Annotated in this window: 28 protein-coding genes and 1 tRNA gene; 25 read left to right on the forward strand and 4 right to left on the reverse strand. The window is 34.8% G+C overall.

What is annotated here, in order from left to right:
- Positions 1-42: 42 nt before the first annotated feature.
- From ABD745_RS11745 to mce, 3 genes are all read right to left on the reverse strand, one after another.
- Positions 43-1242: a site-specific integrase gene (locus ABD745_RS11745; protein WP_344829860.1), complete on the reverse strand. Its 1200-nt coding sequence runs from the start codon at positions 1240-1242 to the stop codon at positions 43-45.
- Positions 1243-1428: 186 nt separating this feature from the next.
- Positions 1429-1502 (reverse strand) — tRNA-Ile (locus ABD745_RS11750).
- 62 nt (positions 1503-1564) lie between these two features.
- Entirely contained in the window at positions 1565-1963 is a 399-nt protein-coding gene (gene mce, locus ABD745_RS11755) for a methylmalonyl-CoA epimerase (RefSeq protein ID WP_047397485.1), read from the reverse strand.
- A 91-nt stretch (positions 1964-2054) separates the two neighbouring features.
- Here mce and rbfA point away from each other — a divergent pair, with 91 nt between their 5' ends.
- The 9 genes from rbfA to ABD745_RS11800 all read left to right on the forward strand — a co-directional run bounded on the left by rbfA (position 2055) and on the right by ABD745_RS11800 (position 10908).
- Complete coding sequence (gene rbfA / locus ABD745_RS11760; RefSeq protein ID WP_047397484.1) at positions 2055-2414, forward strand: 30S ribosome-binding factor RbfA; 360 nt, start codon at positions 2055-2057, stop codon at positions 2412-2414.
- 3 nt (positions 2415-2417) lie between these two features.
- Positions 2418-3623 (forward strand): ABC transporter permease, encoded by a 1206-nt coding sequence (locus ABD745_RS11765; protein WP_047397483.1) that lies wholly within the window; start codon positions 2418-2420, stop codon positions 3621-3623.
- A 48-nt stretch (positions 3624-3671) separates the two neighbouring features.
- A complete protein-coding gene (locus ABD745_RS11770; protein WP_344829866.1) occupies positions 3672-5477 on the forward strand; it encodes an endonuclease in 1806 nt (601 codons plus the stop codon).
- Between the two features lie 62 nt (positions 5478-5539).
- Positions 5540-6277 (forward strand): shikimate dehydrogenase family protein, encoded by a 738-nt coding sequence (locus ABD745_RS11775; RefSeq protein ID WP_344829869.1) that lies wholly within the window; start codon positions 5540-5542, stop codon positions 6275-6277.
- A 74-nt stretch (positions 6278-6351) separates the two neighbouring features.
- Positions 6352-8160: a DUF349 domain-containing protein gene (locus tag ABD745_RS11780; RefSeq protein ID WP_344829871.1), complete on the forward strand. Its 1809-nt coding sequence runs from the start codon at positions 6352-6354 to the stop codon at positions 8158-8160.
- Between the two features lie 149 nt (positions 8161-8309).
- Positions 8310-8690 (forward strand): hypothetical protein, encoded by a 381-nt coding sequence (locus ABD745_RS11785; protein ID WP_344829874.1) that lies wholly within the window; start codon positions 8310-8312, stop codon positions 8688-8690.
- 126 nt (positions 8691-8816) lie between these two features.
- Positions 8817-9836: a bifunctional diaminohydroxyphosphoribosylaminopyrimidine deaminase/5-amino-6-(5-phosphoribosylamino)uracil reductase RibD gene (ribD, locus tag ABD745_RS11790; RefSeq protein ID WP_344829877.1), complete on the forward strand. Its 1020-nt coding sequence runs from the start codon at positions 8817-8819 to the stop codon at positions 9834-9836.
- A gap of 84 nt (positions 9837-9920) precedes the next feature.
- Positions 9921-10142, forward strand: a complete 222-nt coding sequence (locus tag ABD745_RS11795; RefSeq protein WP_344829879.1) for a hypothetical protein — start codon at positions 9921-9923, stop codon at positions 10140-10142.
- Positions 10143-10302: 160 nt separating this feature from the next.
- Positions 10303-10908, forward strand: a complete 606-nt coding sequence (locus ABD745_RS11800) for an IMPACT family protein (RefSeq protein ID WP_344829881.1) — start codon at positions 10303-10305, stop codon at positions 10906-10908.
- Here the strand turns inward: ABD745_RS11800 and ABD745_RS11805 are convergent.
- Positions 10905-11615, reverse strand: coding sequence for a zinc metallopeptidase (locus ABD745_RS11805; protein ID WP_344829883.1), 711 nt, complete (start codon positions 11613-11615; stop codon positions 10905-10907). The two genes, ABD745_RS11800 and ABD745_RS11805, sit on opposite strands and share 4 nt — an antisense overlap.
- Positions 11616-11710: 95 nt before the next feature.
- Between ABD745_RS11805 and ABD745_RS11810 the strand changes: the two genes are divergently transcribed.
- The 16 genes from ABD745_RS11810 (at position 11711) to ABD745_RS11885 (ending at position 25975) form a co-directional block, all read left to right on the forward strand.
- A complete protein-coding gene (locus tag ABD745_RS11810; protein WP_344829886.1) occupies positions 11711-12838 on the forward strand; it encodes a GNAT family N-acetyltransferase in 1128 nt (375 codons plus the stop codon).
- 41 nt (positions 12839-12879) lie between these two features.
- Positions 12880-13056, forward strand: a complete 177-nt coding sequence (locus tag ABD745_RS11815; protein ID WP_344829889.1) for a hypothetical protein — start codon at positions 12880-12882, stop codon at positions 13054-13056.
- A 121-nt stretch (positions 13057-13177) separates the two neighbouring features.
- Positions 13178-13549, forward strand: coding sequence for an NADH-quinone oxidoreductase subunit A (locus tag ABD745_RS11820; RefSeq protein ID WP_326319703.1), 372 nt, complete (start codon positions 13178-13180; stop codon positions 13547-13549).
- A gap of 101 nt (positions 13550-13650) precedes the next feature.
- Positions 13651-14211 (forward strand): NADH-quinone oxidoreductase subunit B, encoded by a 561-nt coding sequence (locus ABD745_RS11825; RefSeq protein WP_047397471.1) that lies wholly within the window; start codon positions 13651-13653, stop codon positions 14209-14211.
- A gap of 7 nt (positions 14212-14218) precedes the next feature.
- Entirely contained in the window at positions 14219-14713 is a 495-nt protein-coding gene (locus tag ABD745_RS11830; RefSeq protein WP_344829895.1) for an NADH-quinone oxidoreductase subunit C, read from the forward strand.
- A gap of 75 nt (positions 14714-14788) precedes the next feature.
- Positions 14789-16012, forward strand: coding sequence for an NADH dehydrogenase (quinone) subunit D (nuoD, locus tag ABD745_RS11835; protein ID WP_047397469.1), 1224 nt, complete (start codon positions 14789-14791; stop codon positions 16010-16012).
- A gap of 103 nt (positions 16013-16115) precedes the next feature.
- Positions 16116-16625 carry an NADH-quinone oxidoreductase subunit NuoE family protein gene (locus ABD745_RS11840; RefSeq protein ID WP_344829898.1) on the forward strand — a complete coding sequence of 170 codons (510 nt, stop codon included), beginning with the start codon at positions 16116-16118 and terminating at the stop codon, positions 16623-16625.
- 11 nt (positions 16626-16636) lie between these two features.
- Positions 16637-17989, forward strand: coding sequence for an NADH-quinone oxidoreductase subunit NuoF (nuoF, locus tag ABD745_RS11845; RefSeq protein ID WP_344829900.1), 1353 nt, complete (start codon positions 16637-16639; stop codon positions 17987-17989).
- A gap of 26 nt (positions 17990-18015) precedes the next feature.
- A complete protein-coding gene (locus tag ABD745_RS11850; protein WP_344829902.1) occupies positions 18016-18837 on the forward strand; it encodes a hypothetical protein in 822 nt (273 codons plus the stop codon).
- Between the two features lie 33 nt (positions 18838-18870).
- Complete coding sequence (locus tag ABD745_RS11855) at positions 18871-19869, forward strand: NADH-quinone oxidoreductase subunit G (RefSeq protein ID WP_344829905.1); 999 nt, start codon at positions 18871-18873, stop codon at positions 19867-19869.
- A 92-nt stretch (positions 19870-19961) separates the two neighbouring features.
- Complete coding sequence (nuoH, locus tag ABD745_RS11860; protein ID WP_344829907.1) at positions 19962-21026, forward strand: NADH-quinone oxidoreductase subunit NuoH; 1065 nt, start codon at positions 19962-19964, stop codon at positions 21024-21026.
- A 151-nt stretch (positions 21027-21177) separates the two neighbouring features.
- On the forward strand, positions 21178-21735 hold the full coding sequence (locus ABD745_RS11865) for a 4Fe-4S binding protein (protein WP_047397460.1): 558 nt from the start codon (positions 21178-21180) through the stop codon (positions 21733-21735).
- The gene (locus tag ABD745_RS11870; RefSeq protein WP_344829909.1) at positions 21735-22232 is read left to right on the forward strand and encodes an NADH-quinone oxidoreductase subunit J family protein; all 498 of its coding nucleotides are present in this window, start codon (positions 21735-21737) and stop codon (positions 22230-22232) included. The genes ABD745_RS11865 and ABD745_RS11870 overlap by 1 nt, the downstream gene beginning before the upstream one ends.
- A 4-nt stretch (positions 22233-22236) precedes the next feature.
- A complete protein-coding gene (nuoK, locus tag ABD745_RS11875; RefSeq protein ID WP_034703571.1) occupies positions 22237-22566 on the forward strand; it encodes an NADH-quinone oxidoreductase subunit NuoK in 330 nt (109 codons plus the stop codon).
- Between the two features lie 2 nt (positions 22567-22568).
- Positions 22569-24482 (forward strand): NADH-quinone oxidoreductase subunit L, encoded by a 1914-nt coding sequence (gene nuoL, locus ABD745_RS11880; protein WP_344829911.1) that lies wholly within the window; start codon positions 22569-22571, stop codon positions 24480-24482.
- Positions 24482-25975, forward strand: a complete 1494-nt coding sequence (locus ABD745_RS11885; protein WP_344829913.1) for a complex I subunit 4 family protein — start codon at positions 24482-24484, stop codon at positions 25973-25975. The genes nuoL and ABD745_RS11885 overlap by 1 nt, the downstream gene beginning before the upstream one ends.
- The last annotated feature ends 16 nt before the right edge of the window (positions 25976-25991 follow it).

The following is a 25991-nucleotide window of genomic DNA, read 5'->3' on the forward strand; positions in this document are numbered from 1 at the left end:
CTTTAATAAAGAATTTCTTTTAGGGCTACTATCAAGTAGCCCTTATTTTAATTTTTCATTTAACCTACCCATCTGCTCACTCACTTTTTTATTCACCACCTTAGCATAAGATTCCTGAGTAATAGTAATTTTAGAATGCCCTAAAAGTTCACTTACAATCTCCATAGGCACATCATTAAATAACAATACAGTAGTAGCAAAGGTTCTTCTTGCCAAATGATGAGTAAGCCTTTTATCTATTCCAGCTATATCAGCTATTTCCTTTAGATAAGTATTAAACTTTTGATTACTTAAACTGGGTAAAACTTTTGTTTCATCAACATTCTTATATTTTTCAATCATCATTTTACTTTTATTAAGCAGTGGAATTGATAAGGTTTGCTTAGTTTTGGCTCTTTTCATATTAATCCATTCATTCCCATCAAAACCATTTATAATATGAGATTTCTCCAGATTAGCCATCTCATTATAAGCTAGTCCAGTATAGCAACAGAATATAAACATATCTGCTACTATTTGCAATCTCTCTGCTTTAAATTGATACTCTTCAATTTTAGCTAGCTCTTCCCTAGTCAAATAAGTTATTTCTTTTTTGATATGCTTTACTTTGTAGCCAATAAATGGTTCTTTATATATAATATCTTGAGATATAGCAAGTTTGACTATCTTTCTGAACCTTTGTATCATCTTATTAGTAGTTGCAAGAGCTAAAGACTTTTCTGCCTTTAGGAAGAATTCATAATCTTGAATAAATTTTAAGTCTAAATCTTTGAAATGATAGTCTCCCTTATTAAAAGAGTACTTAATAAAGTCTTTTAACAGATCTCTTGCCTGTTTAAACTTCCATAAAGTTGCTATAGAATACTCCTTACCTATCAGCTTTTCAATCCTATCATTATGTTCTTGAAAGAGCTGTAAGATAGTTTTGCTCTTTTTAGGAGAATTTCCTTTATACTGCAAGAAAACATCTTCCACATCAAACTCTTCTTCATTAACCTGTAAAAACAAAAAAGCCTGATTAATCTTGTTCTTAATCAGGCTCAATTGCGTATTGATAGTTTTGTTCTCAGAATTTGGTGGTTTAGCTTTCTGCTGTTTATTATCCCAGTTTTGAGGATTAATAAATATCCCTGTAGCAAAAGGTTTCCTTTCTCCCATGTAAGTAATCCTACACTTTAAGGGAGCCAGACCTTTACTATTAGATTTTGATTTATCTAATACAAATAATATTTTAATTGTCATTTTCTAGTATTAATGAGGGTTATAATGGGGTTCCAATTTCTCAGAATGGGGTTCCTTTTGGGGATCTTTTTTAGTGTAGATTTAAAAGATAATGAGAGTGTTCTAGAAAAAAGAAAAATATAAAACCTTGATTTTAAGGCATAAAAAAAGCCTAAGCAAATCATTTAGATTACTTAGGCTTTAAAGTGGTCCCACCTGGGCTCGAACCAGGGACCACCTGATTATGAGTCAGGTGCTCTAACCAACTGAGCTATAGGACCTCAAAATTTGGTTAAATTTTGTGATTGCAAAAATAGCAAAATTTATTTCACTACAAAACTTTTTATTGCTTTTCTTGACAAAGTTCTACCAGTACCCCATTGGTAGATTTAGGATGCAGGAAGACAACTAATTTATTATCAGCACCTTCTTTCGGCTCTTCAGAAATAAACTGAAATCCTTCTTTTTTTAATCTTTCAATCTCTTCAAGGATATTTTCAACGCCAAAAGCCAAATGATGGATACCTTCTCCTTTCTTATCTATAAATTTTGAGATCGGACTATCCTCTTTGCTTGCTTCGAGAAGTTCAATTTTACTTTCACCAGTGGCATAAAATGAGGTTATCACTCCTTCCCTTTCCACAGATTCTTTTTTGTAAGATTCTTTTCCTAAAAGTTTTGCAAAAAGTTCATCAGAGACTCCTAAAGATTTTACGGCAATACCGATATGTTCTAGTTTCATAAAATAATTAAATAAATTAAGTCGTAAATTTGATACAGCAACCAAATTTCAAAGTATCAATTCAAACAAAAGTACTAAATTTGCAGAAATTATGGAAAGTAACAGACAAAGAAAAGTAGCTCAGATTATACAGGAAGACTTCGCGGAGCTTTTCCGCAAGCAGGCTTCAGAAAGCAAGCAAAGTATTTTAGTATCAGTTTCAGATGTAAAAGTATCTGCAGATCTTGGTATTGCCAAAATTTATTTGAGCATATTTCCGCAGGAGTTTCGTTCTGCAGTGATGAAAGAAATTGAAGAAAATAAAGCTCAATACAGAAATTTCATCGGTCAGAAAATGGCAAAACAGGTACGTGTAATTCCTAATCTTAATTTTTATTTGGATACAGCTCTTGATGATGTTGAAAAATTAGAACGTGAATTAAGAGGAGAAGGTGACAATCCTATTTTATAGAACTTGAAAAACATTGCATTTTACATAGCTTCAAGATACCTTTTGTCAAAAAAAGGGAGTACTGCCGTTACGTTTATTACGTGGTTGGCTGTTGGAGCGATGACGGTTGCCGTTACTGCAATGTTTGTCATTATTTCTGTTTTTTCGGGGCTTGAAGATCTTAATAAAGATTTAATTTCTAATCTTCATGCAGATCTTACAATTAAAAGTACTTCCGGAAAAACATTGAAAGATTTCAATAAAATCAATGCTGTTCTTAAAAACAATAAAGAAATCAGTCATTTTTCAAGGGTAATTGAAGAAAAAATTTACATCAGTTATAATGGAAAAGGTGATATTGCTTATTTAAGAGGTGTTGATTCCGCCTATACAAGGGTAAATCCTATTAATAAAGATGTTTTCTACGGGTCTTATCCGAGCTTTAAATATTCTAACGAAGCATTGATGGAAAATTCTTTAGATAATAGATTATCCATTCCTGTATCGTCAAACAGTGATTACGCAACCATCTTCATGCCTAAACCGGGAACAGGAATCATTAATAAGGAAGAAGATATTTATAATAAAAAAGACATTTTAGTCACAGGAGTTTTTCCAGGGAAAGATCAATTAGACAATTATATCATTGCTCCGATTGAATTAACGGAAGAACTTTTAAATTTACCCAAACATTCCGCCTATCAAATTGTTGTTAAATTAAAAAACTCGGATAATACAGATTCTGTAAAACAGCAACTTCTATCTTCCCTCGGGAAAAATATTGATATTAAAACGAAAGAAGAAGAAAATGCAGCATTCTGGAAGATGATTAATACCGAAAAATTATTTATTTATTTAATTTTCGCTTTGGTTATTTTCATTACGACTTTCAATTTGGCGGGTGCGATTATTATTTTACAATTAGATAAAAAAGAACAGGCAAAATCTCTTATTTCATTAGGCTTTCCTTTAAGCCATTTAAGACAGATTTATTTTTATACAGGAATTCTTATTGTTGTTTTAGGTGTTATTTCAGGGCTGATTCTTGGGACAACACTTTGTTATTTCCAACAATATTCAGAATTTTTCAAAGCCAATGAAACCTTACCTTTTCCTGTAAAAATTGTTGGTAAAAATTATTTGACTGTAGCGATCACGGCATCTGTTTTCGGAATTGGTATTTCGTGGATATTTTCAAAAATAAGTAAGGAGTATATTACTAAAAGTTAATAGAATAAGCGTTCATTTTTTTGTACCTTTGCGTCCCAATTTTTAAAAATGAAACGTACTTTACTCTCTTTTTTAATGAGTTTTGCCTTTATCAGTGCATTTGCTCAGATTCCTGCGGGATATTACGACGGAACTGCAGGTCTTACCGGAGCTGCTTTAAAAACTCAACTTAAACAAATTATTACCAACGGTCACGTTGATCATGGTTATAATGGTTTATGGACTGGTTACCAAACGACTGACCGCGATAATATCGCAATGTCCGGATATGAAAATGACAATACAATCTTAGACATTTATTCTGAAAATCCAAATGGCACAGATCCATATACATTCACTTATGGAAGTGGTCAATGCGGAACTTATAACAGCGAGGGAGATTGCTACAACAGAGAACACGTAGTTCCTCAAAGTTTATTCAGCAGTAATTCTCCTATGGTTGCTGATATTCATTTTATCAGACCTACAGACGGAAAAGTAAACGGGATGAGATCAAATTATCCATACGGAAAAGTAGGTTTAACATCTTATACTTCTCAAAACGGATCGAAATTAGGAACTTCTGTTTCTCCTGGTTATTCAGGAACAGTTTTCGAACCGATTGATGCCTTCAAAGGAGATATTGCAAGAATGATTTTATATTTCGTAACAAGATATGAATCTCAGCTTTCCGGTTTTTCAACAGGAAATATGTTGGGAGGTTCAGCTTTCCCGGGATTACAAACATGGGAACTTAATCAATTGCTTGCCTGGAACACAATGGATCCGGTTTCTGCAACTGAAATTGCAAGAAATAATGCATCTTATGTTTACCAAGGAAACAGAAATCCATATATTGATCATCCTGAATATGTTGCTCAGATCTGGGGAACTCCGGTAGTTGATACTCAAGCTCCTACAGCTCCTACCAATTTATCAACAAGTAACCCTTCTTCCAATACAATTTCTTTAAGCTGGACCGCTTCCACAGATAACATAGGTGTAGTTGCTTATGATATCTACAAAGATGGTGTATTTTATGGTACAGTTAACGGAACAACTGCTACAGTTAACGGATTAAATCCATCTACGACTTACAATTTTTATGTAATTGCAAAAGATGCAGCCGGAAATTCTTCTACTGCAAGTAATACAGCTCCGGGAACTACTCTTGCAGGCGGACAGCCTGGTGGAAGCTGTGGAACGGAAGATTTTTCAAATATTCCGGCAAGTGCATCTAGCTACGCAACCCAAACATGGACAAACAATTCTATTACTTGGATTGCTACTGATTCCAGAACGGATCAAAATATAAACGGAACCGGAGATAAAGCAATCACTATAAGAAACGGAAGCTTAACCAGTTCTACAATTTCTGGCGGAATTCAAAGTTTAACCGTAAAAGCGCAATTGAAATTTTCAGGTACCGCAAGCAACTTAAATCTTCAGATCAATGGTGTGACTGTAGGTACAATTCCTTACACTTCTACTTCAACTGCTCCAGTTACTATTAATAATATTAATGTAAGCGGAAATGTTGTAATTAGTATCGTTAATCCTGTAACAGACAATAGAATCGCCATTGATGACTTAAGCTGGACTTGCTACTCGGCTCCACTGGCAACCTCTGAAACTTCAAAAGACAAATCACAGCTTACAATCTATCCAAATCCTGTAAGAAACAACGAATTATTTGTAAAAGGTGAAAACTTAAGCAAAATTTCAAAAGCTCAGATTTATGATTTCTCAGGAAAATTGATCGAGACCATTGAAAATCCTTTCAAAAACTCAAATAAAATCAATCTTAAAGGCCTGGTAAAAGGAAATTACATCCTTAAAACAGATTCTTTCGCTACAAAATTTATCGTAAACTAAGACTTAAAAAATATTTCATATTAAAGACCGGTTTTTTCCGGTCTTTTTTTTATTTTTATAGTATGAATTCTAATAAAAAACTGGGTTTGATCGGAAGAAACATTTCCTACTCTTTTTCGAAAAAATTCTTTGAAGACAAATTTCAAAAGCTAATGTTAAAAGGCTATTCTTACAACATTTTTGATCTTAACGAAATTAATGAAGTTGAAAATCTGCTTTCCACTCCTGATCTCTTAGGTTTCAATGTAACGATTCCTTACAAAGAAAAAATCATTGATTACTTAGACGAATTGAGTGATGAAGCCGAAAAAATAGGTGCAGTGAATTGTGTTCTTATCAAAAATGGTAAAAAAACAGGCTACAATACCGATGCATTCGGTTTTGAAAAAACGTTGCTTCTTCATAAAAAGCCACATCAAAACTCTGCTTTAATTTTAGGAAGCGGGGGTGCTGCAAAAGCCGTAAAATATGTTCTGGATAAACATGGAATCTCTTCGGTTACAGTTTCAAGAAATTCGGAAACCAACTTCGAAAATTTGGATCAGGAAACAGTAAAAAAACATCAACTTATTATTCAGTGTACTCCGGTCGGAACTTTCCCGAATATTGAAGATTGTCTGAATTTTCCGTTTGAAGGAATCTCTAAAGATCATTTAATTATAGATTTAATTTACAATCCAAATTACACCCAATTCATTATTAAAGCCTCAGAAAAAGGAGCCAAAACAGTGAACGGATATTACATGCTGGAACAGCAGGCAGAAAAAGCCTGGGAAATTTGGAATTTTCAAAAAAAATAACATAAATTAGTACTTTATTTGGCTTTTTAGCTATATTTAGAGGATATTAATGCCACTCACATAAACGATTTGCTATGACTACAGAAAACAATCTTTCTGAAAACGAAGAAATAAAAAATTCTAACGAAGTATCTCCAGAAGAAACATCAGAAAATGTCGTACCCAGCGATGAAAAAGCACATGAAGGGGAAGCCGACCACGAAGAAGAACATGTTGATACAGATATCACTTTAGCCGATGCTTTGAAGGAAATGGAGAGAATCATCAATGCAGCAAACGCAGGTGAAGACTTCAAAAAATTCAATCAGTTAAAAGAAAAAGCAAGTCATTTTATTCATGATGAAGTGGAAGATAAAAAACATGAATATGCAGAAGCCGGAAACGCTCCTGAAAATTTCAGTTACGAGCACCCTTCTCAAGCGAAATTTTCTGCTTTGGTAAATATTTTCAGAGAAAAGCACGACACTTACCAAAAAAGTCAGGAGGAAGAGCAAAAGAAAAACCTGGATCACCGTCAGAATATTATTGAAAGACTTAAAAATCTTTATACTAATTCAGAACCGGGAACTAATCTTTTTAAATCCATCCGTGATATTAAGGAAGAATGGTCAAATGCAGGACAGGTTGCAAAATCTGAATTCAAAATTCTTAACAATAATTATTTCCACCATTTGAATCAGTTTTATCAGATGTTGGATCTTAACAAAGAATTTTTGGAGCAGGAATACAGCCACAATCTTGAAAAAAGACAACACATTATCGAGCGTGCAAAACAGCTTGAGCATGAGCCTGTTATTCAAAAAGCATTAAATGAGCTGCAATATCTTCACAAATTATGGAAAGAAGAAGCAGAGCCTGTTTCAGAAGAATTCCGTGAAAAAACATGGGAAGAGTTTAAAGAAATTTCAAACAAAATTCACGAAAGAAAATCTGAACTTTCTGCAGCCATCGAAACTGAACAGAATGCTAATCTTGAAAAGAAAAATCAGATCATCGCTGAAATTAAAAAACTGGCTGAACCTTCTGAAAATCCTAACCATAATTATTGGCAAAACTCGATCAGAAGAGTTGAAGATCTTCGTTCAGAATTCTTAAAAACAGGAAGTGTTCCAAGAAAACTTTCCAACCAAAACTGGAATGAGTTTAAAACAATTTTAAGAAGTTTCAATACTACAAAAAATACATACTACAAATCTTTAAAAGGTTCTCAGCAAGCTAATCTGGACGAAAAATTAAAATTAATCCAGACTGCTCAGGATAATGCGAACAATGAAGAATGGGATATCGCTGTTCCTTTATTCAAAAAGCTTCAGGAAGACTGGAAAAAAATCGGGCATGTTCCAAAAAGCATGACGAATAAGATTTGGGACGAATTCCGTGATGCCTGTAATGCTTTCTTTAACAATTACAGAGAAAAAAGCAACGCTTCTACCGATAACTGGAAAGAAAATTACAAGAATAAAAAAGTAATTCTTGATGATTTGAAAACCGTTACTGACGAAGAAGGAAGTATCGAAAGAATTGAAGCTATTAAAACAGCATGGAACAATATTGGAAAGGTTCCGAGAGATAAAATTTCAATTAATACCGAATTCAACAAAACGTTGAGAGAAAAATTGAAATTAAACAAAATCAACGAGTTAGAGCTTAAAGAAGAAGGTTTATCTGAAAATCAGTTAACTGATAAGGCAAGAAAAATCAAGAGCCAGATCTCTGATCTTGAAGGTGAAATCGTTAAATTGGAAAATAATTTAGCATTCTTCAAAAACCCTTCAAGAGAAAATCTTCTATTGAAAGACACTTTCAATACGATTGATGAGAAAAAAGCTCATTTGGAAACTTTAAAACAAAATCTTCACACCATTATTGCTGGAGATAATTGATTGTCTAAAATTAAAGTATAATTATTATAAAATTATTTAAAGCTTGTTTAATTTGTAAATTAAACAAGCTTTTGTAAAAACGCTTATAATTTATAACAATTCAATAGTAAATAAAAATGTATATGTAGAGAAATAAAACTAAACCATTTATGAAGCTAAAATATTTTTTCTTTGGATTAATATTGTTTTGCATAAGTTGTTCAGGACAAGACCAAACAAAACAACAGGTACAAACTGAACCACCTAAAACAACCACTACTACTATAATTAATACTGATTATAATGATGGTTCTTATTTATCATTCTCTATTTTAAATGACAATATTGTTCAGGTAAGTTTTTTAAGTGAAAAACACTTATTTAAAACTAGTTCTGAAATAGAAACTTTTATTATTAATAATAAAAAGCTAATTGATCCTGGTAAAATTTTAGTTATAGAACCGTCGAAAGAACGTTATGATAAATTGAAAACAATTTTGAAGATTCTCAGTAAATATAAATATAATAAATTTCTATTATTGCCAAAATAAAGAGCATTAAAATACTGCAAAAATTACCACTAATAGATCTAGTAAATTTTCACATACTTAAATTTTATAATAATTATAAACAATAAATAGCGATCAAAGTAATTTGTCTTCGCTTTTTTCATTAATATGCAAGACGAATTTTACATAAAAAGATGTATCGAACTGGCCCAAAAAGCTATTGGAAAAACGTATCCGAATCCTTTGGTAGGAAGCGTGATCGTTCATAACGGAGAAATTATTGGAGAAGGCTATCATCACAAAGCCGGAGAAAATCATGCAGAAATCAACGCGATTAATTCCGTTAAAGACAAAAGCCTGATTCCTGAATCTACAATCTACGTTTCTTTGGAACCTTGCGCCCATTACGGAAAAACTCCGCCGTGTGCTTTAAAAATTAAAGAATTAGGATTCAAAAAAGTGGTGATCGGTGCGATGGATTCTCACGATAAAGTAAATGGAAGAGGTAAAAAAATCATTCAGGATGCAGGAATTGAAGCTGTTTCAGGAGTTCTGGAAAATGAATGTATTGAATTAAACAAAAGATTCTTTACCTACCACGAAAAGAAAAGACCTTATATCATTTTGAAATGGGCAGAGTCCGAAGATGGTTTTTTGGATAAAAATTTTAAACCCTACTCCATTTCAAATTCTTTGGTTAATCAATTTGTTCATCAATTAAGAGCCGATGAACATGCCATTTTAGTAGGAACACAAACTGCTTTGAATGACAACCCAAGTTTAAATGTCAGAAACGTCGAAGGAGTAAACCCAATAAGAATTTTAATTGATTTTGATCTGAAAGTTCCGAAAGATTTCAAGATTTATAATCAGGAAGCGAAAACAATTGTTTTTAATTCAGTTAAAGAAGAAAGTCAGGATAATATTCACTTTATTAAAATAGAAAAAGAAAATTTCTTACCAAATTTAATGGACGCTTTATATAAGGAACAAATTCAATCCGTAATTATTGAAGGCGGAAGATTTACTTTGCAGGAATTCATTAATGCTAATCTTTGGGATGAAGCAATAATTATTAAAAATGAAAATCTGAAACTTGAAAATGGCACCAAAGCTCCTGAATTTAATTTTGATCCTGAAAAGTCTTTAAACTTCAGAGATAACGTAATTGAGAAATATATTAAATAGCTTATTAAAAAATTAATTTCACAATAATTTAATTTTATCACGCTTTACATGTAAATAATTTGTTATACAAATCAAAAAAATATTATGAAAAATTTAAAAAATGTAAAAGGCGCAAAAATGCTTACAAGAAATGATCAAAAATCAATTATTGGAGGATTTAATCAATGTGGAGCAGCTTGGTTACCCAATCAAGGATGCGGACCAAATCAGTGCTGCATAGGAAGTGCTTGTCATCCTATTTCAGATGCCGGTCAACAATGGGGACTATGCAATCCCCCTGTAGAACCACCATGTTGTCAAGACTAACTATATTTGACAAATTTAATTATACCTGAGCATACGAATCAGATATAAAACTTAATTTCAATAATCCTTCTTTTCAGATGTTTATTAAATAAATGTAGAAAAGAAGGATTTTTTATATTTATTATAAAGCGTAATTTTGCAATTATAACCGGAATATTGAATGACGTTCGAGTACAAAACCATAGAAAAGCCCATAGAAAATACTTTATTAAAAGAAAAAGGAAGCAAGTTTATCGGATTTGCTTTTCCTGTCAATAATGAAGAAGAACTCAAAAATGCTTTGGAAAAAGTGAGAACAGAACATCCGAAAGCAACGCATCATTGCTATGCTTTCAGGATTGGCTTAAATGGCGAAAATTATCGTGCTAATGACGATGGAGAACCTTCCGGAAGTGCCGGTTTACCTATTTACAATCAACTTTTGGCTCACGAAATCACTAATGTTCTGGTTATTTCCGTTCGTTATTACGGCGGAACAAAATTGGGAGTTTCAGGTTTGGTAAAAGCCTATAAAGAATGTGCAAAAATAACCTTGGAAGAAGCCAATATTATTACAAAAGAACTGCAAACCGTTATTGAAATTCAGTTTAATTTTAATCAGCAAAACACTATTTTTACTTTGCTTTCAAAATATGATGCAAAAGTGTTGAATTTTGATGCCAATGAAAACTGTATTTTAACCGCTTCTTTGAAACTGATTCAAAAAGAAAACATCTCAGAAAAACTTTCCGAGATGCAGCATATTTCTTTTGAATTTAAAAATTAATTTCTTCTTCCTCCCATCAACAAAGATGCCCAGTAAAGCAGTTGCGCGAGAGATCCGATTGCAGCGACCACATAAGTTCTGGCTGCCCATTTTAAACTATCCTGAACTCCTACAAATTCTTCAGAAGTTACAGTTCCCGTATCTTTTAACCATTTCATCGCTCTGTTACTGGCATCATATTCAACGGGAAGCGTGATAAATGCGAAAAGAGTTGTAAATGCAAACATTAATACTCCGATTGCTAAGACAATTGTATTTCCATTAGGATCATTTATCGTTCTGGTTGCTGCCATAATCACGATACCTGCAATAAGCACAAATTGCATTAAATTGGAACTGATGTTAACAACAGGAACCAATTTCGAACGAAGCTGAAGCATAGAATATCCTACTGCATGTTGTACAGCATGACCGCATTCATGAGCTGCAACAGCTGCAGCCGCTGCATTTCTCTGCATGTAAACCGCCTCCGAAAGATTTACCGTTTTATTGGAAGGATTATAATGATCACTTAATTGCCCGGGAACAGAAATTACCTGAACATCATTAATCCCGTTATCTCTCAACATTTTTTCTGCTATTTCTTTTCCTGAAAGTCCATTTTTAAGGTGCACTTTGGAATAATATTCAAATTTAGACTTCAATTTCCATGAGACATACCAGCTCACGATCATTGAAATTATAATAATTATATAATAACCACCCATTTTTTCTATTTAAATTTACTCTTCAAGGTGTAAAAACTGTGCCAAAGTATTGCATTTTATTATTTATATTTGCTTTTAAATTACCCTCTAAACCTATGTCTAAAGTTTCAGTTATTGAAGTAAAAAATCAAAGCGAATTAAAACAATTTGTAAGATTTCCGATGGATCTCTATAAAAACAATCCTTATTACGTTCCTTCTTTTATTAAAGATGAATATAAAATTTGGGATTCTAAGGAAAATCCTGCCCTAAATTATTCTGAATCAAAACAATTTCTTGCCCTAAAAGACAATAAAGTAGTAGGAAGAATCGCTGTGATTATCAATCATAAAGAGGAAAAAGAACTGGGCATTAAAAAAGTACGTTTTGGCTGGATCGATTTTATTGATGATAAAGAGGTGTCTAAAGCTTTAATTCAGAAAGCAATTGACTATGCCAAAGAACATAATATAAACAAAATTGAAGGTCCGATGGGGTTCACCAACCTCGATAAAGCCGGAATGTTAACAATGGGATTCGAAAAACTGGCAACAATGATCGGAATTTACAATCATGCCTATTATCCTCAACATCTTGAAGAACTTGGTTTAACAAAGGAAAAAGAATGGGTAGAATTTGAAATGAACTTCCCGAAGGTTTTGCCTGAAAAGGTGGAAAAATTCAGTGGTTTGATTGCTCAGAAATACAAGCTTAAAGTTTTGCACTTTAATTCTAAAGAAGAGATCTTACCTTTTGTAGAACCTATGTTCAAATTATTGGATGAAACCTATAAGCATCTTTCTACATACACGCCGATTTCTGACGAGCAAATACAAACATACAGAGAAAAATATTTCCCTTTCATCGACAAAAATTATGTAATATGCGTCGTTGATGAAAACAATGAGCTGATTTCTTTTGCTATCACAATGCCTTCATATTCAAAAGCTTTACAAAAATCAAAAGGAAAATTATTCCCATTCGGATGGTGGCATTTTTTACAGGCAAGCAAGAAAAATGACCGCGCCAATTTTTACCTGATCGGGATTCATCCTGAATATCAGAGACGCGGCGTAACGGCAATTATTTTTAAAGAAATCTTTGTACGATTTACAAGCATGGGAATTGAATTTGCCGAAACAAACCCTGAACTGGAAGAAAATAAAAGTGTTCAGGTTCTTTGGCAGGATTATAATCCTACAAACCACAAAAGAAGAAGAACTTACTCTTTGGAAATTAAATAATTTTGATAATTAAAAATTAGACTTATCTGTAAGTTTATAATATGAAACCACATCTCGTTGTTTTTGCGATTTTAATCGCCGGATTTATTGTTTACAATTTATTTTTCAAAATTGGAGACGACAGAGCAAATACAATTATTAATATTTTGTATGCAAGCATTCTTTTTGCCTATATTTCTTTCATGGCATTCTCTCTCTTAAAAAAAATGAAGAAATAATCGTTATTTTTATTGATTCTAAATTGTCGTTTTTTCCTATTTTGATCCCACTTTTAGGCTGATTAATTTCATGCTTTCTTGTTTATTCTGTAAATTTGCAAATTGAGATAATAATGCAAAAATGAATTTACCTGAAAGTTATATTCCAATCCTATTACAAGCAGGTGTTGCGATCGGTTTCGTAGCTATTTCTTTGCTTGGAGCGCATTTTTTAGGTCCGAAACAGAAAAAAGGAAATTCTGTGAAAAACCAAAGCTGGGAATGTGGAGTCCCGGTAGAAGGAAATGCAAGAACGCCGTTTTCCATTAAATACTTTTTGACTGCGGTATTATTTGTACTATTCGATATTGAAATCGTATTTTTTTATCCTTATGCTGTTAATTTCAGAGAATTCGGAATGGAAGGATTCCTGGCAGTATTGATGTTCGTGGCGATTTTCTTCATGGCATTTTTCTATGTCTGGAAGCGTGGCGCATTAGATTGGGATAAATAAAAATTTTAAATTAAAAATTATAAATTTTAGATGATGATTTTGAATTAAAGTTAACATTAACAACAATTTAGAATCTAATTTAAAATCTAAAATCTACTAAAATGTCAGATAACAAACCAGTAATAAGAACAGATGCACCTGCTCCGGAAGGATTTGAAGGAGAAGGGTTTTTCGCAACGAAACTGAGCAGTGTAATCGGTATGGCTAGAAAGTTTTCACTTTGGCCGTTACCTTTTGCAACCTCTTGTTGTGGTATCGAGTTTATGGCTACCCTGAACCCGACTTATGATGCTTCGAGATTTGGTATGGAAAGAAACTCTTTCTCACCAAGACAGGCAGATATGTTGATGGTTTGCGGAACTATATCTAAGAAATTAGGACCTGTCCTAAAAGAAGTTTACACTCAGATGGCTGAGCCGAAATGGGTGGTAGCAGTGGGAGCTTGTGCTTCCAGTGGTGGTATTTTTGATACTTATTCAGTATTACAGGGAATCGATAAGATTATCCCGGTTGACGTATACGTTCCAGGATGTCCTCCAAGACCGGAGCAGATTATTGAAGGTGTAATGCAGGTTCAGGCTTTGGCAGAAAGCGAAAGCATCAGAAGAAGAGATATGCCTGAATACCAAAAATTGTTAGATTCTTACAACATTAGCAACTAAAACGGAAATGACAAACGAATTTGTATTAGAAGCAATCACAAGAGAATTTCCGGAATCTGTAATCTCTAGTTCAGAGCCTTATGGAATGTTGACGATCGAAGTGAAGAAAGATGATATCAAAAAGATCATTCATTATTTGAAAGATTCATCGTTGGAATTTAATTTCCTTACAGACATTTGTGGAATCCATTACCCTGAATTTCCAGAAAAAGAAATTGGTGTTGTTTATCATTTGCATAATATGATGGCTAATTTCAGATTGCGTCTGAAAATCTTTATGTCCAGAGAAAATATCGAAGTTGATTCTCTTGTTGATCTTTATGCAGGAGCCAACTGGATGGAAAGAGAAACTTTTGATTTCTACGGAATTAAATTTAAGGGACATCCTGATCTTAGAGCTATTTTAAATATGGAAGATCTCGGATACCACCCAATGTTGAAGGAATATCGTTTGGAAGACGGAACAAGAACCGACAAGAACGATAGTATGTTCGGAAGATAAAAAATAATGCAATAAGCAGTAAGCAGCAAGCAATAAGCTTAAAGCCTAAAGCCTATAGCCTAAAGCATTTAAATTATGAAAGATAACTCATTATCTAATATACTTAACCAATACGAAAGTAAGGAACAGATTGACGGTCAACTTTATACCCTCAATTTAGGACCAACCCACCCTGCTACTCACGGGATTTTCCAGAACATTTTAACGATGGACGGAGAAAGAATCCTTCATGCTGAGCAAACGGTAGGCTACATCCACAGAGCATTTGAAAAGATTTCTGAAAGAAGAAACTATTCTCAGATCACTACCCTTACCGACCGTATGAATTACTGTTCTGCACCGATCAACAACTTAGGTTGGCATATGACAGTTGAGAAGCTAATTGGAGTTGAAGTTCCTAAGCGTGTAGATTATATGCGTGTAATTTTGATGGAATTAGCTAGAATCGGTGACCACCTTATCTGTAATGGTGTAACCGGAATGGACTCCGGAGCGATTACAGGTCTTACCTATATGTTCATCGAAAGAGAACGTATTTATGATATGTATGAGCAGATTTGTGGGGCAAGAATGACTACCAATATGGGAAGAATCGGAGGATTTGAAAGAGATTTCACTCCAAAATTCCATGAGTTATTAAAGGATTTCCTTAAAACTTTCCCACCAAGATTTAAAGAATTCTGTACTTTATTAGAAAGAAACAGAATTTTCATGGACAGAACCATCGGAGCAGGAGCAATTTCTGCTGAAAGAGCGTTAAGCTATGGTTTCACAGGTCCGAATTTACGTGCAGCAGGGGTAGATTATGATGTAAGAGTTGCACAGCCTTATTCATCTTACGAAGATTTCGACTTTATCATTCCTGTGGGAACTGCAGGTGATACGTACGACCGTTTCATGGTTCGTCAGCAGGAAATCTGGGAATCTATTAAAATCATCAAACAAGCATACGAGAATCTTCCTGAAGGTCCATTCCACGCGGATGTTCCTGATTTCTATCTTCCTGAAAAGGCTGATGTTTATCAAAAAATGGAAGCATTAATCTACCATTTCAAAATTGTAATGGGAGAAACAGATGTACCGAAAGGTGAAGTTTACCATGCTGTAGAAGGTGGAAACGGAGAATTAGGTTTCTATTTAGTGAGTGATGGTGGAAGAAGTCCTTATAGACTGCACTTCAGAAGACCATGTTTTATCTACTACCAGGCTTATCCTGAGATGATTACAGGTTCTGTAATCTCTGATGCGATTGTAACGATGTGTAGTATGAATATTATTGCGGGAGAATTAGACGCATAAAAAAAGACGTCAGGCATCAGATTTCAGATGTTAGACTCTTTGCTTTACATATAAATTTAAAATCTGATGTCTGAAATCTGGCATCTGAAATCTTAGATAAAAAATGAGCGAAACAATAGCTTTTAAACCGGAAAGTTTAGCACAGGTACACAAAATTATCGCAAGATATCCTGAAGGAAGACAAAAATCTGCTCTTCTTCCTGTTCTGCATTTGGCACAGAAAGAATTCGGAGGATGGTTAGACGTTCCTGTGATGGATTATGTTGCGGAATTATTAAGTATCAAACCAATTGAAGTATATGAAGTAGCTACTTTTTATACAATGTTCAATATGAAGCCGGTTGGTAAATATGTTTTGGAAGTTTGCAGGACGGGACCTTGTATGGTTTGCGGAAGCGAAAAAATCCTGGATCATATCAGAACTAAACTGAACATTAAGGACGGACAAACTACGGAAGATGGAATGTTCACATTAAAACCTGCTGAATGTCTTGGTGCTTGTGGATACGCTCCAATGATGCAGTTAGGGAAATTCTTTCATGAAAATTTAACGATAGAAAAAGTTGACGAAATCCTGGATCTTTGCAGAGAAGGACAAGTTGCCTTGGATTAATAAAATATACAATGAGTAAAAAACTTTTACTTAAAGATGCACATATAGAAGGTATTCGCTACTTTGAAACATACCGTAAACAGGGAGGTTACACAGCAGCTGAAAAAGCCTTGAAAATGACACCCGACGAAATTTTGGAAGAAGTAAAAGCTTCCGGACTTCGTGGTCGTGGTGGAGCAGGATTCCCGACCGGGATGAAATGGAGCTTTCTGGCAAAACCGGAAGGCGTCCCGAGACACTTGGTAGTAAATGCCGATGAATCGGAACCGGGAACTTTCAAAGACAGATATTTAATGGAATTTCTTCCTCATTTACTGATCGAAGGAATGCTGATTTCGTCTTATTGTTTGGGATCAAATGTTTCTTATATCTACATTCGTGGAGAATATTCTTGGATTCCTGATATTTTGGAAGAAGCTATTGAAGAAGCAAAAGCGGCAGGATTTTTAGGTAAAAATATCATGGGAACCGGTTTCGATTGTGAAATCTACGTTCAAAGAGGTGGTGGAGCTTATATTTGTGGTGAAGAAACTGCATTGCTTGAATCTCTTGAAGGTAAAAGAGGAAATCCAAGATTAAAACCGCCATTCCCGGCTGTAAAAGGACTTTGGGAAAGACCAACGGTTGTAAATAACGTTGAATCTATCGCAGCAATCGTTCCAATTATTGATATTACAGGAGCTGAATATGCTAAAATCGGAGTTGGAAGATCTACAGGTACAAAATTAATTTCTGCTTGTGGAAACATCAACAAACCAGGAGTTTATGAAATCGACATGACCATTACAGTTGAAGAATTTATTTACTCTGATGAATATTGTGGAGGAATCAAAGACGGAAAAAGGCTAAAAGCTTGTATTCCCGGAGGTAGCTCTGTTCCGATTGTTCCGGCAAATTTATTATTAAAAACCGTAAACGGAGAACCTAGATACATGAACTACGAATCATTGGCAGACGGTGGATTTGCTACCGGAACAATGATGGGATCAGGAGGTTTCATTGTTTTAGATGAAGATCAGTGTATCGTAGAACATACCATGACTTTAGCGAGATTCTATAATCACGAAAGTTGCGGGCAATGTACTCCTTGTCGTGAAGGAACGGGATGGATGTACAAAATTTTGAAAAAAATTGAGAAAGGAGAAGGAAAAATGGAAGATATCGATCTGCTTTGGGATATCCAGAGAAAGATTGAAGGAAACACGATTTGCCCGTTAGGTGATGCGGCAGCTTGGCCTGTTGCAGCGGCAATTCGTCATTTTAGGGATGAATTTGAATGGCATATTAAAAATCCGGAATTGTGCTTGACACAAAACTATGGTTTGGCAAACTATGCAGATCCTATTCCGGCGCCTACAGTTTAATTCCTAATTAATAAGAAAAATTTAAGTTGAAAAATAAATTTTTAATACTGTTTTTATTAACAGTAGCCATGAGCGTTAATGCTCAGAGAGAGGCGTTCAAAAAAGGATCAGTAATGGTGTTCTGGGGCTGGAACAGAGGTTGGTTTGGAAATTCTGATATTCATTTTTACGGTCAGAATTACAACTTTACCTTAAACAATGTATCTGCACACGACAGACCGACTCCAATAAGTGAATTCAATCATTATATTGATCCTACAAAAATTTCAATTCCACAGGTTAATTATAATATTACTTACTTTATTAAGGATAATATAGGAATTACGTTTGGAGTAGATCACATGAAGTATGTGATGGATCAGAATCAAACTGTTGATTTCAATGGTTATATCAATGATCCGGCATATTCAGGAATGGTAAATAACGGAAAAATCGATCTTTCTAATGGTGAGTTTTTAAAGTATGAGCATACGAATGGTTTAAATTATTTAAATCTTGGAGTTCAGAAATACAAACAAATCCTTAATAAGAATAAATTTGATATATTCTGGAATTATGGTTTAGGAGCGGGTGTTTTAGTTCCTAAAACTGATGCTACATTAATGGGAAAAGGAGAAAGTGACCACTTTCATTTAGCAGGATTTGGTCTGGATGCAAGAACAGGAGTAAACGTAGTATTCTGGAATCATTTTGTGGCAAAAGCTGAAGTGAAATATGGTTATATTAATTTACCCAGCGTAAGAACAACAGAGGAAAATGTAAAAATTGACAAAGCAACTCAAGATTTTACATTCTGTGAACTGGTATTCGGGATCGGATACACATTTAATACAAAAAAGCAAAAATAAAAAATATAGCTTAACTGCTTTAAAGCATAGAATATGAGCGAAGAGGTTAAAAAATTCACAATAACTATAGACGGACAGACTACCGAAGTTTTGCCAGGTACTTCTATTTTGGAAGCTGCAAGACAGATCGGCGGAAAATCTGTTCCTCCTGCAATGTGCTACTACAGCAAATTGGAAACCAGTGGAGGGAGATGTAGAACTTGCTTAGTAGAAGTTTCTAAAGGATCTGAAGCAGATCCTCGCCCTATGCCAAAATTAGTTGCCAGCTGCAGAACTAATGTGATGGATGGAATGGAAGTAAAAAATCTTACTTCTGATAAAGCTCAGGAAGGTAGAAAAGCTGTCACTGAGTTTTTGTTGGTTAATCACCCGTTAGACTGCCCTGTTTGTGATCAGGCAGGAGAATGTCATCTTCAGGATCTTGGTTATGAGCATGGAAATCTTCAGACAAGAACTGAATTTGAAAGAAATACTTACGAAGCAGACGATCTTGGTCCGAACATTAAATTGAACATGAACCGTTGTATTTTGTGTGCTAGATGCGTTTTAACAGCAAATCAGCTTACAGATACAAGAGAACACGGAATTCTTTTCAGAGGAGATCATGCTGAAATTTCTACTTACTTAAATAAAGCTTTAGATAATGATTTTATCGGAAATATTATCGATGTTTGTCCGGTAGGAGCATTAACAGACAGGACTTCACGTTTTGCAAGCAGAGTCTGGTTCACAAAACCAATGAATGCCACTTGTAAGTGTGATAAATGTTCAGGAAAAGCTACCGTTTGGATGAAAGGTGACGAAGTTTCAAGAGTTACAGCCAGAAAAGATCAGTGGGGAGAAGTTGAAGAGTTTATCTGTGATACTTGCCGTTTCGAAAGAAAATCATTGTCAGACTGGAACATCGAAGGTCCTAGACATATCGACAGACATTCAGTTATTTCATTGAACCACTATGAAAAACCTAAAGATGAACTAAGAGTTTTAGACAATCCGATGGCTAAGGAAATCAGTGAAAAAGACGAAAAATAAATAATCTTTAAGACATGAGATTTCAGACATCAGACAACAGATTTTAAATCTGAAATCTAGCATCTGATATCTATTATCTAAATAAATAAAAAATGGATTTACTTACATTTAAACTTATACTTGTACTAGCGCTTTTCTTGCTTTCATTGACGATTGCAGCCTACTCTACCTGGGCGGAAAGAAAAGTTGCCTCTATCATGCAGGATAGAATTGGTCCCAACAGAGCTGGGCCTTTCGGATTGCTGCAGCCTCTTGCTGACGGTGGAAAGTTTTTCTTTAAAGAAGATTTTACACCTGCCAATGCAGAAAAATTTCTTTTCGTATTGGGACCGGCTTTGGTAATGTTTATTTCATTAATCACCGGAGCAGTTATTCCTTGGGGTAAAAGTTTAAATTTTGGTGGAGTTTCTTACGATCTGCAGGTTGCTAACATTGATGTCGGAGTACTTTTCATCATCGGAATGGCTTCCATCGGTGTATACGGGATCATGATCGGAGGTTGGGCTTCGAACAACAAATATTCATTATTAGGTGCAATCCGTGCTTCTTCTCAGATGATTTCTTACGAATTGGCAATGGGATTAGCTTTGCTTTCTATCATTATGATGACGGGAAGTTTAGACTTAAAAGAAATTACGGAAAGTCAGACAACAGGAAAACTTTGGGGAGTTATTCCTTGGGGTTCCGGTATGAACTGGAATATTTTCTACCAGCCGATTGCCTTCCTTGTATTTTTCGTAGCAGCTTTAGCAGAAACCAACAGACACCCTTTCGATTTACCTGAATGTGAATCTGAATTGGTGACAGGATATTCTACGGAATATTCATCAATGAAGTTGGGATTATACATGTTTGGTGAATACGTGAACATGTTTATTTCAAATGCTTTCATGGTAGTACTTTTCTTCGGTGGTTATAACTATCCTGGAATCGAATGGGTAACTCAGCACTGGGGTGAAAACACTGCCGGGATCTTGAGTATCGTGGCATTCTTAACTAAAACGGTAATCGGAATTTTGATCTTTATGTGGATCAGATGGACGCTTCCAAGATTCAGATATGATCAATTAATGCACTTGGGTTGGAAAACTTTAATTCCGATGGCATTAGTAAACTTATTAATTACAGGTGCTGTAATTTTAGCGTTTGCAAATTAGAAATTGAAATTTGAAGATAAGCTGATTTAATAATTGATGATGAAATCAAAGCTTTATCTTTGACATCTCATATTCAGATATAAATATTAATTAAGATAACAGACAGGATTAGTCTAAAATCTAACGTCTAACATCTAACATCTATAATTAAATGAAACTTACGAACAGATCAAAAGTTGTTTCTAACAAAGAAATGACCCTTGCTGAAAAAATCTACTTACCTGCAATTTTTACAGGAATGGGGATTACATTTAAGCATGCTGTAAGAACGGTATTGAAAGGTGCTCCCGCAGTATATTCGTATCCGGAAGTACAGAAACCAAGAGCAGAAATCTGGAGAGGTCAGCACGTTTTGAAAAGAGACGAAGAAGGCAGAGAAAGATGTACAGCTTGCGGACTTTGTGCGGTTGCATGTCCTGCAGAAGCAATTACGATGACTGCTGCCGAAAGAACTAAGGAAGAAAGAGATCTTTACAGAGAAGAAAAATACGCTTCAGTATATGAAATCAATATGCTAAGATGTATTTTCTGTGGTATGTGTGAAGAAGCTTGTCCGAAATCTGCGATCTATCTTACAGACAGACTGGTAGACGTGGAAACCAACAGAGGTTCTTTTATCTACGGAAAAGATAAATTGGTTGAAAAAATAAATCAAAGGATTGATATCACTGAAAGACAGTCCGAGAAACAAAAAAATGCGGTAAAATAATGGATCAGTTTTTATTTTTCTTGGTGGCGTTTTTAGCAGTGGCAAGTGCAGTATATTTCGTATTTGCAAGAAATCCTCTCTATGCTATTTTGTCATTAATTGTTACAATGTTTTCAATTGCGGGCATGTACATTCTTCTGAATGCACAATTCCTTGCGATTATTCAGATTATAGTTTACGCCGGTGCCATTATGGTATTATTCCTTTACATCCTGATGATGCTTAACCTTAATAAGCAAGACGAAAGTAAGAAGAACAATACTTTAAAAATTACTGGAGTTCTTACAGCTTGTCTTTTATTAGTTGGTGTTTTAGGCGTATTCAGAGGGGTTCAGCAAAACCAGATCGTTGTTGAAAATGTAGACAAGGGAGTTGGTCTTACTAAAAATCTGGGTAGACTTTTGTTTAATGAATATGTTTTACCGTTTGAGCTTGCATCCATCCTTATTTTGGCAGGTATTGTAGGTGCGGTATTAATCGGTAAAAAAGATTTATAAAATTATGGGAGAAGTAAATACATTTATACAAAGCGTCCCTCTAAACTATTTCATCATTCTTTCTTCAGTATTGTTCTGTTTAGGAGTATTGGGAGTATTATTGAGAAAAAACGCTATTGTTATTTTGGGTTGTGTAGAGCTTATGCTGAATTCTGTAAACCTTTTATTGGCTGCTTTTTCAGCGTACAAAGGGAATGGAGATGGACAACTTTTAGTTTTCTTCATTATGGTGGTTGCTGCTGCGGAAGTAGCGGTAGGCTTGGCAATTATTGCTATGCTATATAGAAATACCCGTTCTGTTGATGTAAGTATATTTAATAAATTAAGAGGATAAGAATGGAGAATTTAATATATGCAATAATACTTTTACCACTTTTAGGTTTCCTTATCAACGGTTTATTCGGGAAAAATCTTCCAAAAATAGTTGTTGGTAGTTTGGCTACAGCAATGGTTTTTGCGTCTTTTTGTATTGCAGTAAGCATTTTCATGAATTTCGATTCTGAAAGTCCTGCTGTTGTTGTAAAAGCTTTTGAATGGTTTAGAATAAACGGGGTTCAGATTAATTTCGGATTCCAGATCGATCAGTTGTCATTAATGATGATTATGATTATCACGGGGATTGGTTCTTTAATTCACCTGTACTCTATCGGATATATGAGTCATGATAAAGGTTTCTATAAGTTTTTTACTTATTTAAATCTATTCATCTTCTCTATGTTATTATTGGTAATGGGAAGTAACTACCTTATCTTATTCATCGGATGGGAAGGTGTAGGTCTTTGTTCTTATTTATTGATCGGATTCTGGTATACCAATGAAGAATACGGTAAAGCAGCAAGAAAAGCTTTCATCATGAACAGAATCGGTGACCTTGCGTTATTGATCGGTATCTTCATGATCGCTTCTCAGACCAATGCTTTAGATTATATGACGGTAAAAGAAAATGCCGGAAAATTTGAATTAGACGGAAGCGTAATTATCTTTATTACAGCGAGTTTATTTATCGGTGCAACTGGTAAATCTGCTCAGGTTCCTTTATATACTTGGTTACCGGACGCGATGGCGGGTCCTACTCCTGTTTCTGCGTTAATTCACGCGGCGACGATGGTTACCGCAGGTATTTATTTAGTTGTAAGATCAAACTTCTTATTTACTTTAGCACCGACAGTTCAGGACGGAATTTTATTAATCGGATTCTTAACTGCTGCTTTAGCAGGATTCTATGCACTTCGTCAAAATGACATCAAAAAAGTATTGGCATATTCTACAGTTTCACAACTTGGATTCATGTTCATTGCTTTAGGTCTTGGAGCGTATACAACGGCTATGTTCCACGTTATGACGCATGCTTTCTTTAAAGCTTTATTATTCTTGGGAGCAGGTTCTGTAATCCACGCAATGAGCAACGAACAGGATATGCGTTTCATGGGAGGTCTAAAAAAATACATTCCAGTCACTCACGCTACTTTCCTTATCGGAACATTGGCAATCTCAGGATTCCCTTTATTATCAGGGATGATTTCTAAAGACGAAATTTTAGTGGCAGCTTTTGCTAAGAATCCAATTTATTGGGTATTCTTATTCATTTTGGCAGCTGTTACTGCAACTTATATGTTCAGATTGTATTATTTGACTTTCCACGGAGAGTTCAGAGGTACTGAAGATCAGAAACACCACTTACACGAAAGCCCGACGAATATGACATTACCATTGATCGTATTGGCTATTCTTTCTGTATTAGGTGGTTTAATAAACCTTCCTCACTTCATCGGTCACGGTCATTATGCAAAATTAATGGAGTGGCTGAAACCGGTTCTTACTGAGGAAAGCTTTAAACAAATGGAAGCTACTCTTTCGGGAGTTCCGTTTGGTACTGAAATGATACTTTTAGGAGCAACTGTTCTGATGTTCTTCTGCGTTTGGTTTATTGTTAAAAACACGTATGTGAATAAGAAAAAACAAGCAGTACCGGAAGAGCAGTATACAGGATGGGAAAAACTGTCTGCTAAAAAATTATATGTTGACGAACTTTACAATGCATTAATTGTAAAAACTGTTGAAGGATTAGGACGTGGAGGAAAGATGTTTGATAAAGGTGTTCTTGATCGTGTTGTAGACTTCGTAGGTGAAGGCGCTGAAGACAGCGGGAAAGCTATGAAGCGTATTCAAAACGGAAATGTTGAGAACTATATTCTTATCATGTCTTTAGCTGTGGGAATTATACTGATTGTTAACTTTATATTACAATAATGTCTGGTTTATTATTAACATTATTACTATTACCTCTAGTAGGTTCGGGATTAGTTTTTGCGTGGAAGAGTAATTCCAGCAAATATTTGGCACTGGGAATCGCATTGATTCAAATGCTTGTAACCTTCTATATCGCAGCGGATTTCGATTTTACTCCGACAGTGGATAGCGTGTTGCAGCATGAGATCAATTATCCTTGGTCACAATTTATGAAGAGCTCTCTTCACTTCGGTATCGATGGGATGAGCTTGCTTCTTTTATTGCTGACTAATATTTTAGCGCCAATTATTATTTTATCTTCCTTTAATGAAAATGTAAGCTACAGAAATACATTCTACGGTTTGATTTTGCTGATGCAGTTCGGACTTGTGGGAGTTTTCACTTCGCTGGACGGATTATTATTCTACATTTTCTGGGAAGTTACTTTGATTCCGATCTGGTTTATTGCCGGACTTTGGGGTCAGGAAAATAAAAGATTTGAATTCACTACGAAATTCTTTGTCTATACATTCGTTGGGTCATTATTCATGTTAGCCGGATTGATTTATGTTTACAATCACTCCGCATCATTTGCACTGACAGATTTATACAATGCTCAGCTTAACGAAACACAACAAACTGTGGTATTCTGGTTTATTTTCTTTGCTTTTGCAGTGAAATTACCGGTATTCCCCTTCCATACTTGGCAACCGGACACCTATACATATTCGCCGACTCAGGGCTCGATGCTTTTATCAGGGATCATGCTGAAAATGGCAATTTATGGAGTTATGCGTTACTTATTACCAATTACTCCGCTTCCGATTGCAGGAATTTCAGGACAGATTGTAATTATCCTTGCCATTGTAGGAATTGTTCATGGTGCATTAATCGCGATCATCCAGACAGATATGAAGAGAATCATTGCGTATTCTTCTTTCTCTCACGTTGGATTGATGGTTGCAGGTATCTTCGCTTCTGCAGTGATTACTTTAAGAGGAACTTTCAACATCGAAGGTGCTGAAGGTGCATTGGTACAGACTTTCGCTCACGGTGTCAACGTGGTGGGTCTGTTCTACTGTTGTGATATTTTATACAAGAGATTTAAGTCAAGAGACATCAGACAAATGGGAGGTCTTGCAAAAGTAGCTCCTAAGTTTGCCGTGTTGTTCTTGATCATTATATTAGGGTCAATGGGAGTTCCATTGACCAATGGATTCATCGGAGAATTTATCCTGTTGAAATCTGTATATGATTTTAACGGATTGGCGGCAGTAATTGCTGGTCTTACAGTAATTCTTGCGGCTGTATATTTATTGAGATTCTACGGAAAAGCAATGTTTGGTCAGGGTGATGATGTTGTTTTAAGTACAGCAAAAGATTTATCTGCAGTAGAGTTCTCTGTATTGGCAAGTATAGCGGTTTTTGTGATTGTATTTGGTATTTTCCCACAACCGGTAATCGAAATGGTGAATAGTTCGTTGAAGTTTATCTACCAATCAATGGTAAGCTAATTTGATATTTTAAAAA

Origin of the sequence: Chryseobacterium ginsenosidimutans (genome assembly GCF_039536845.1) — a bacterium.
GTDB lineage: Bacteria > Bacteroidota > Bacteroidia > Flavobacteriales > Weeksellaceae > Chryseobacterium > Chryseobacterium ginsenosidimutans_B.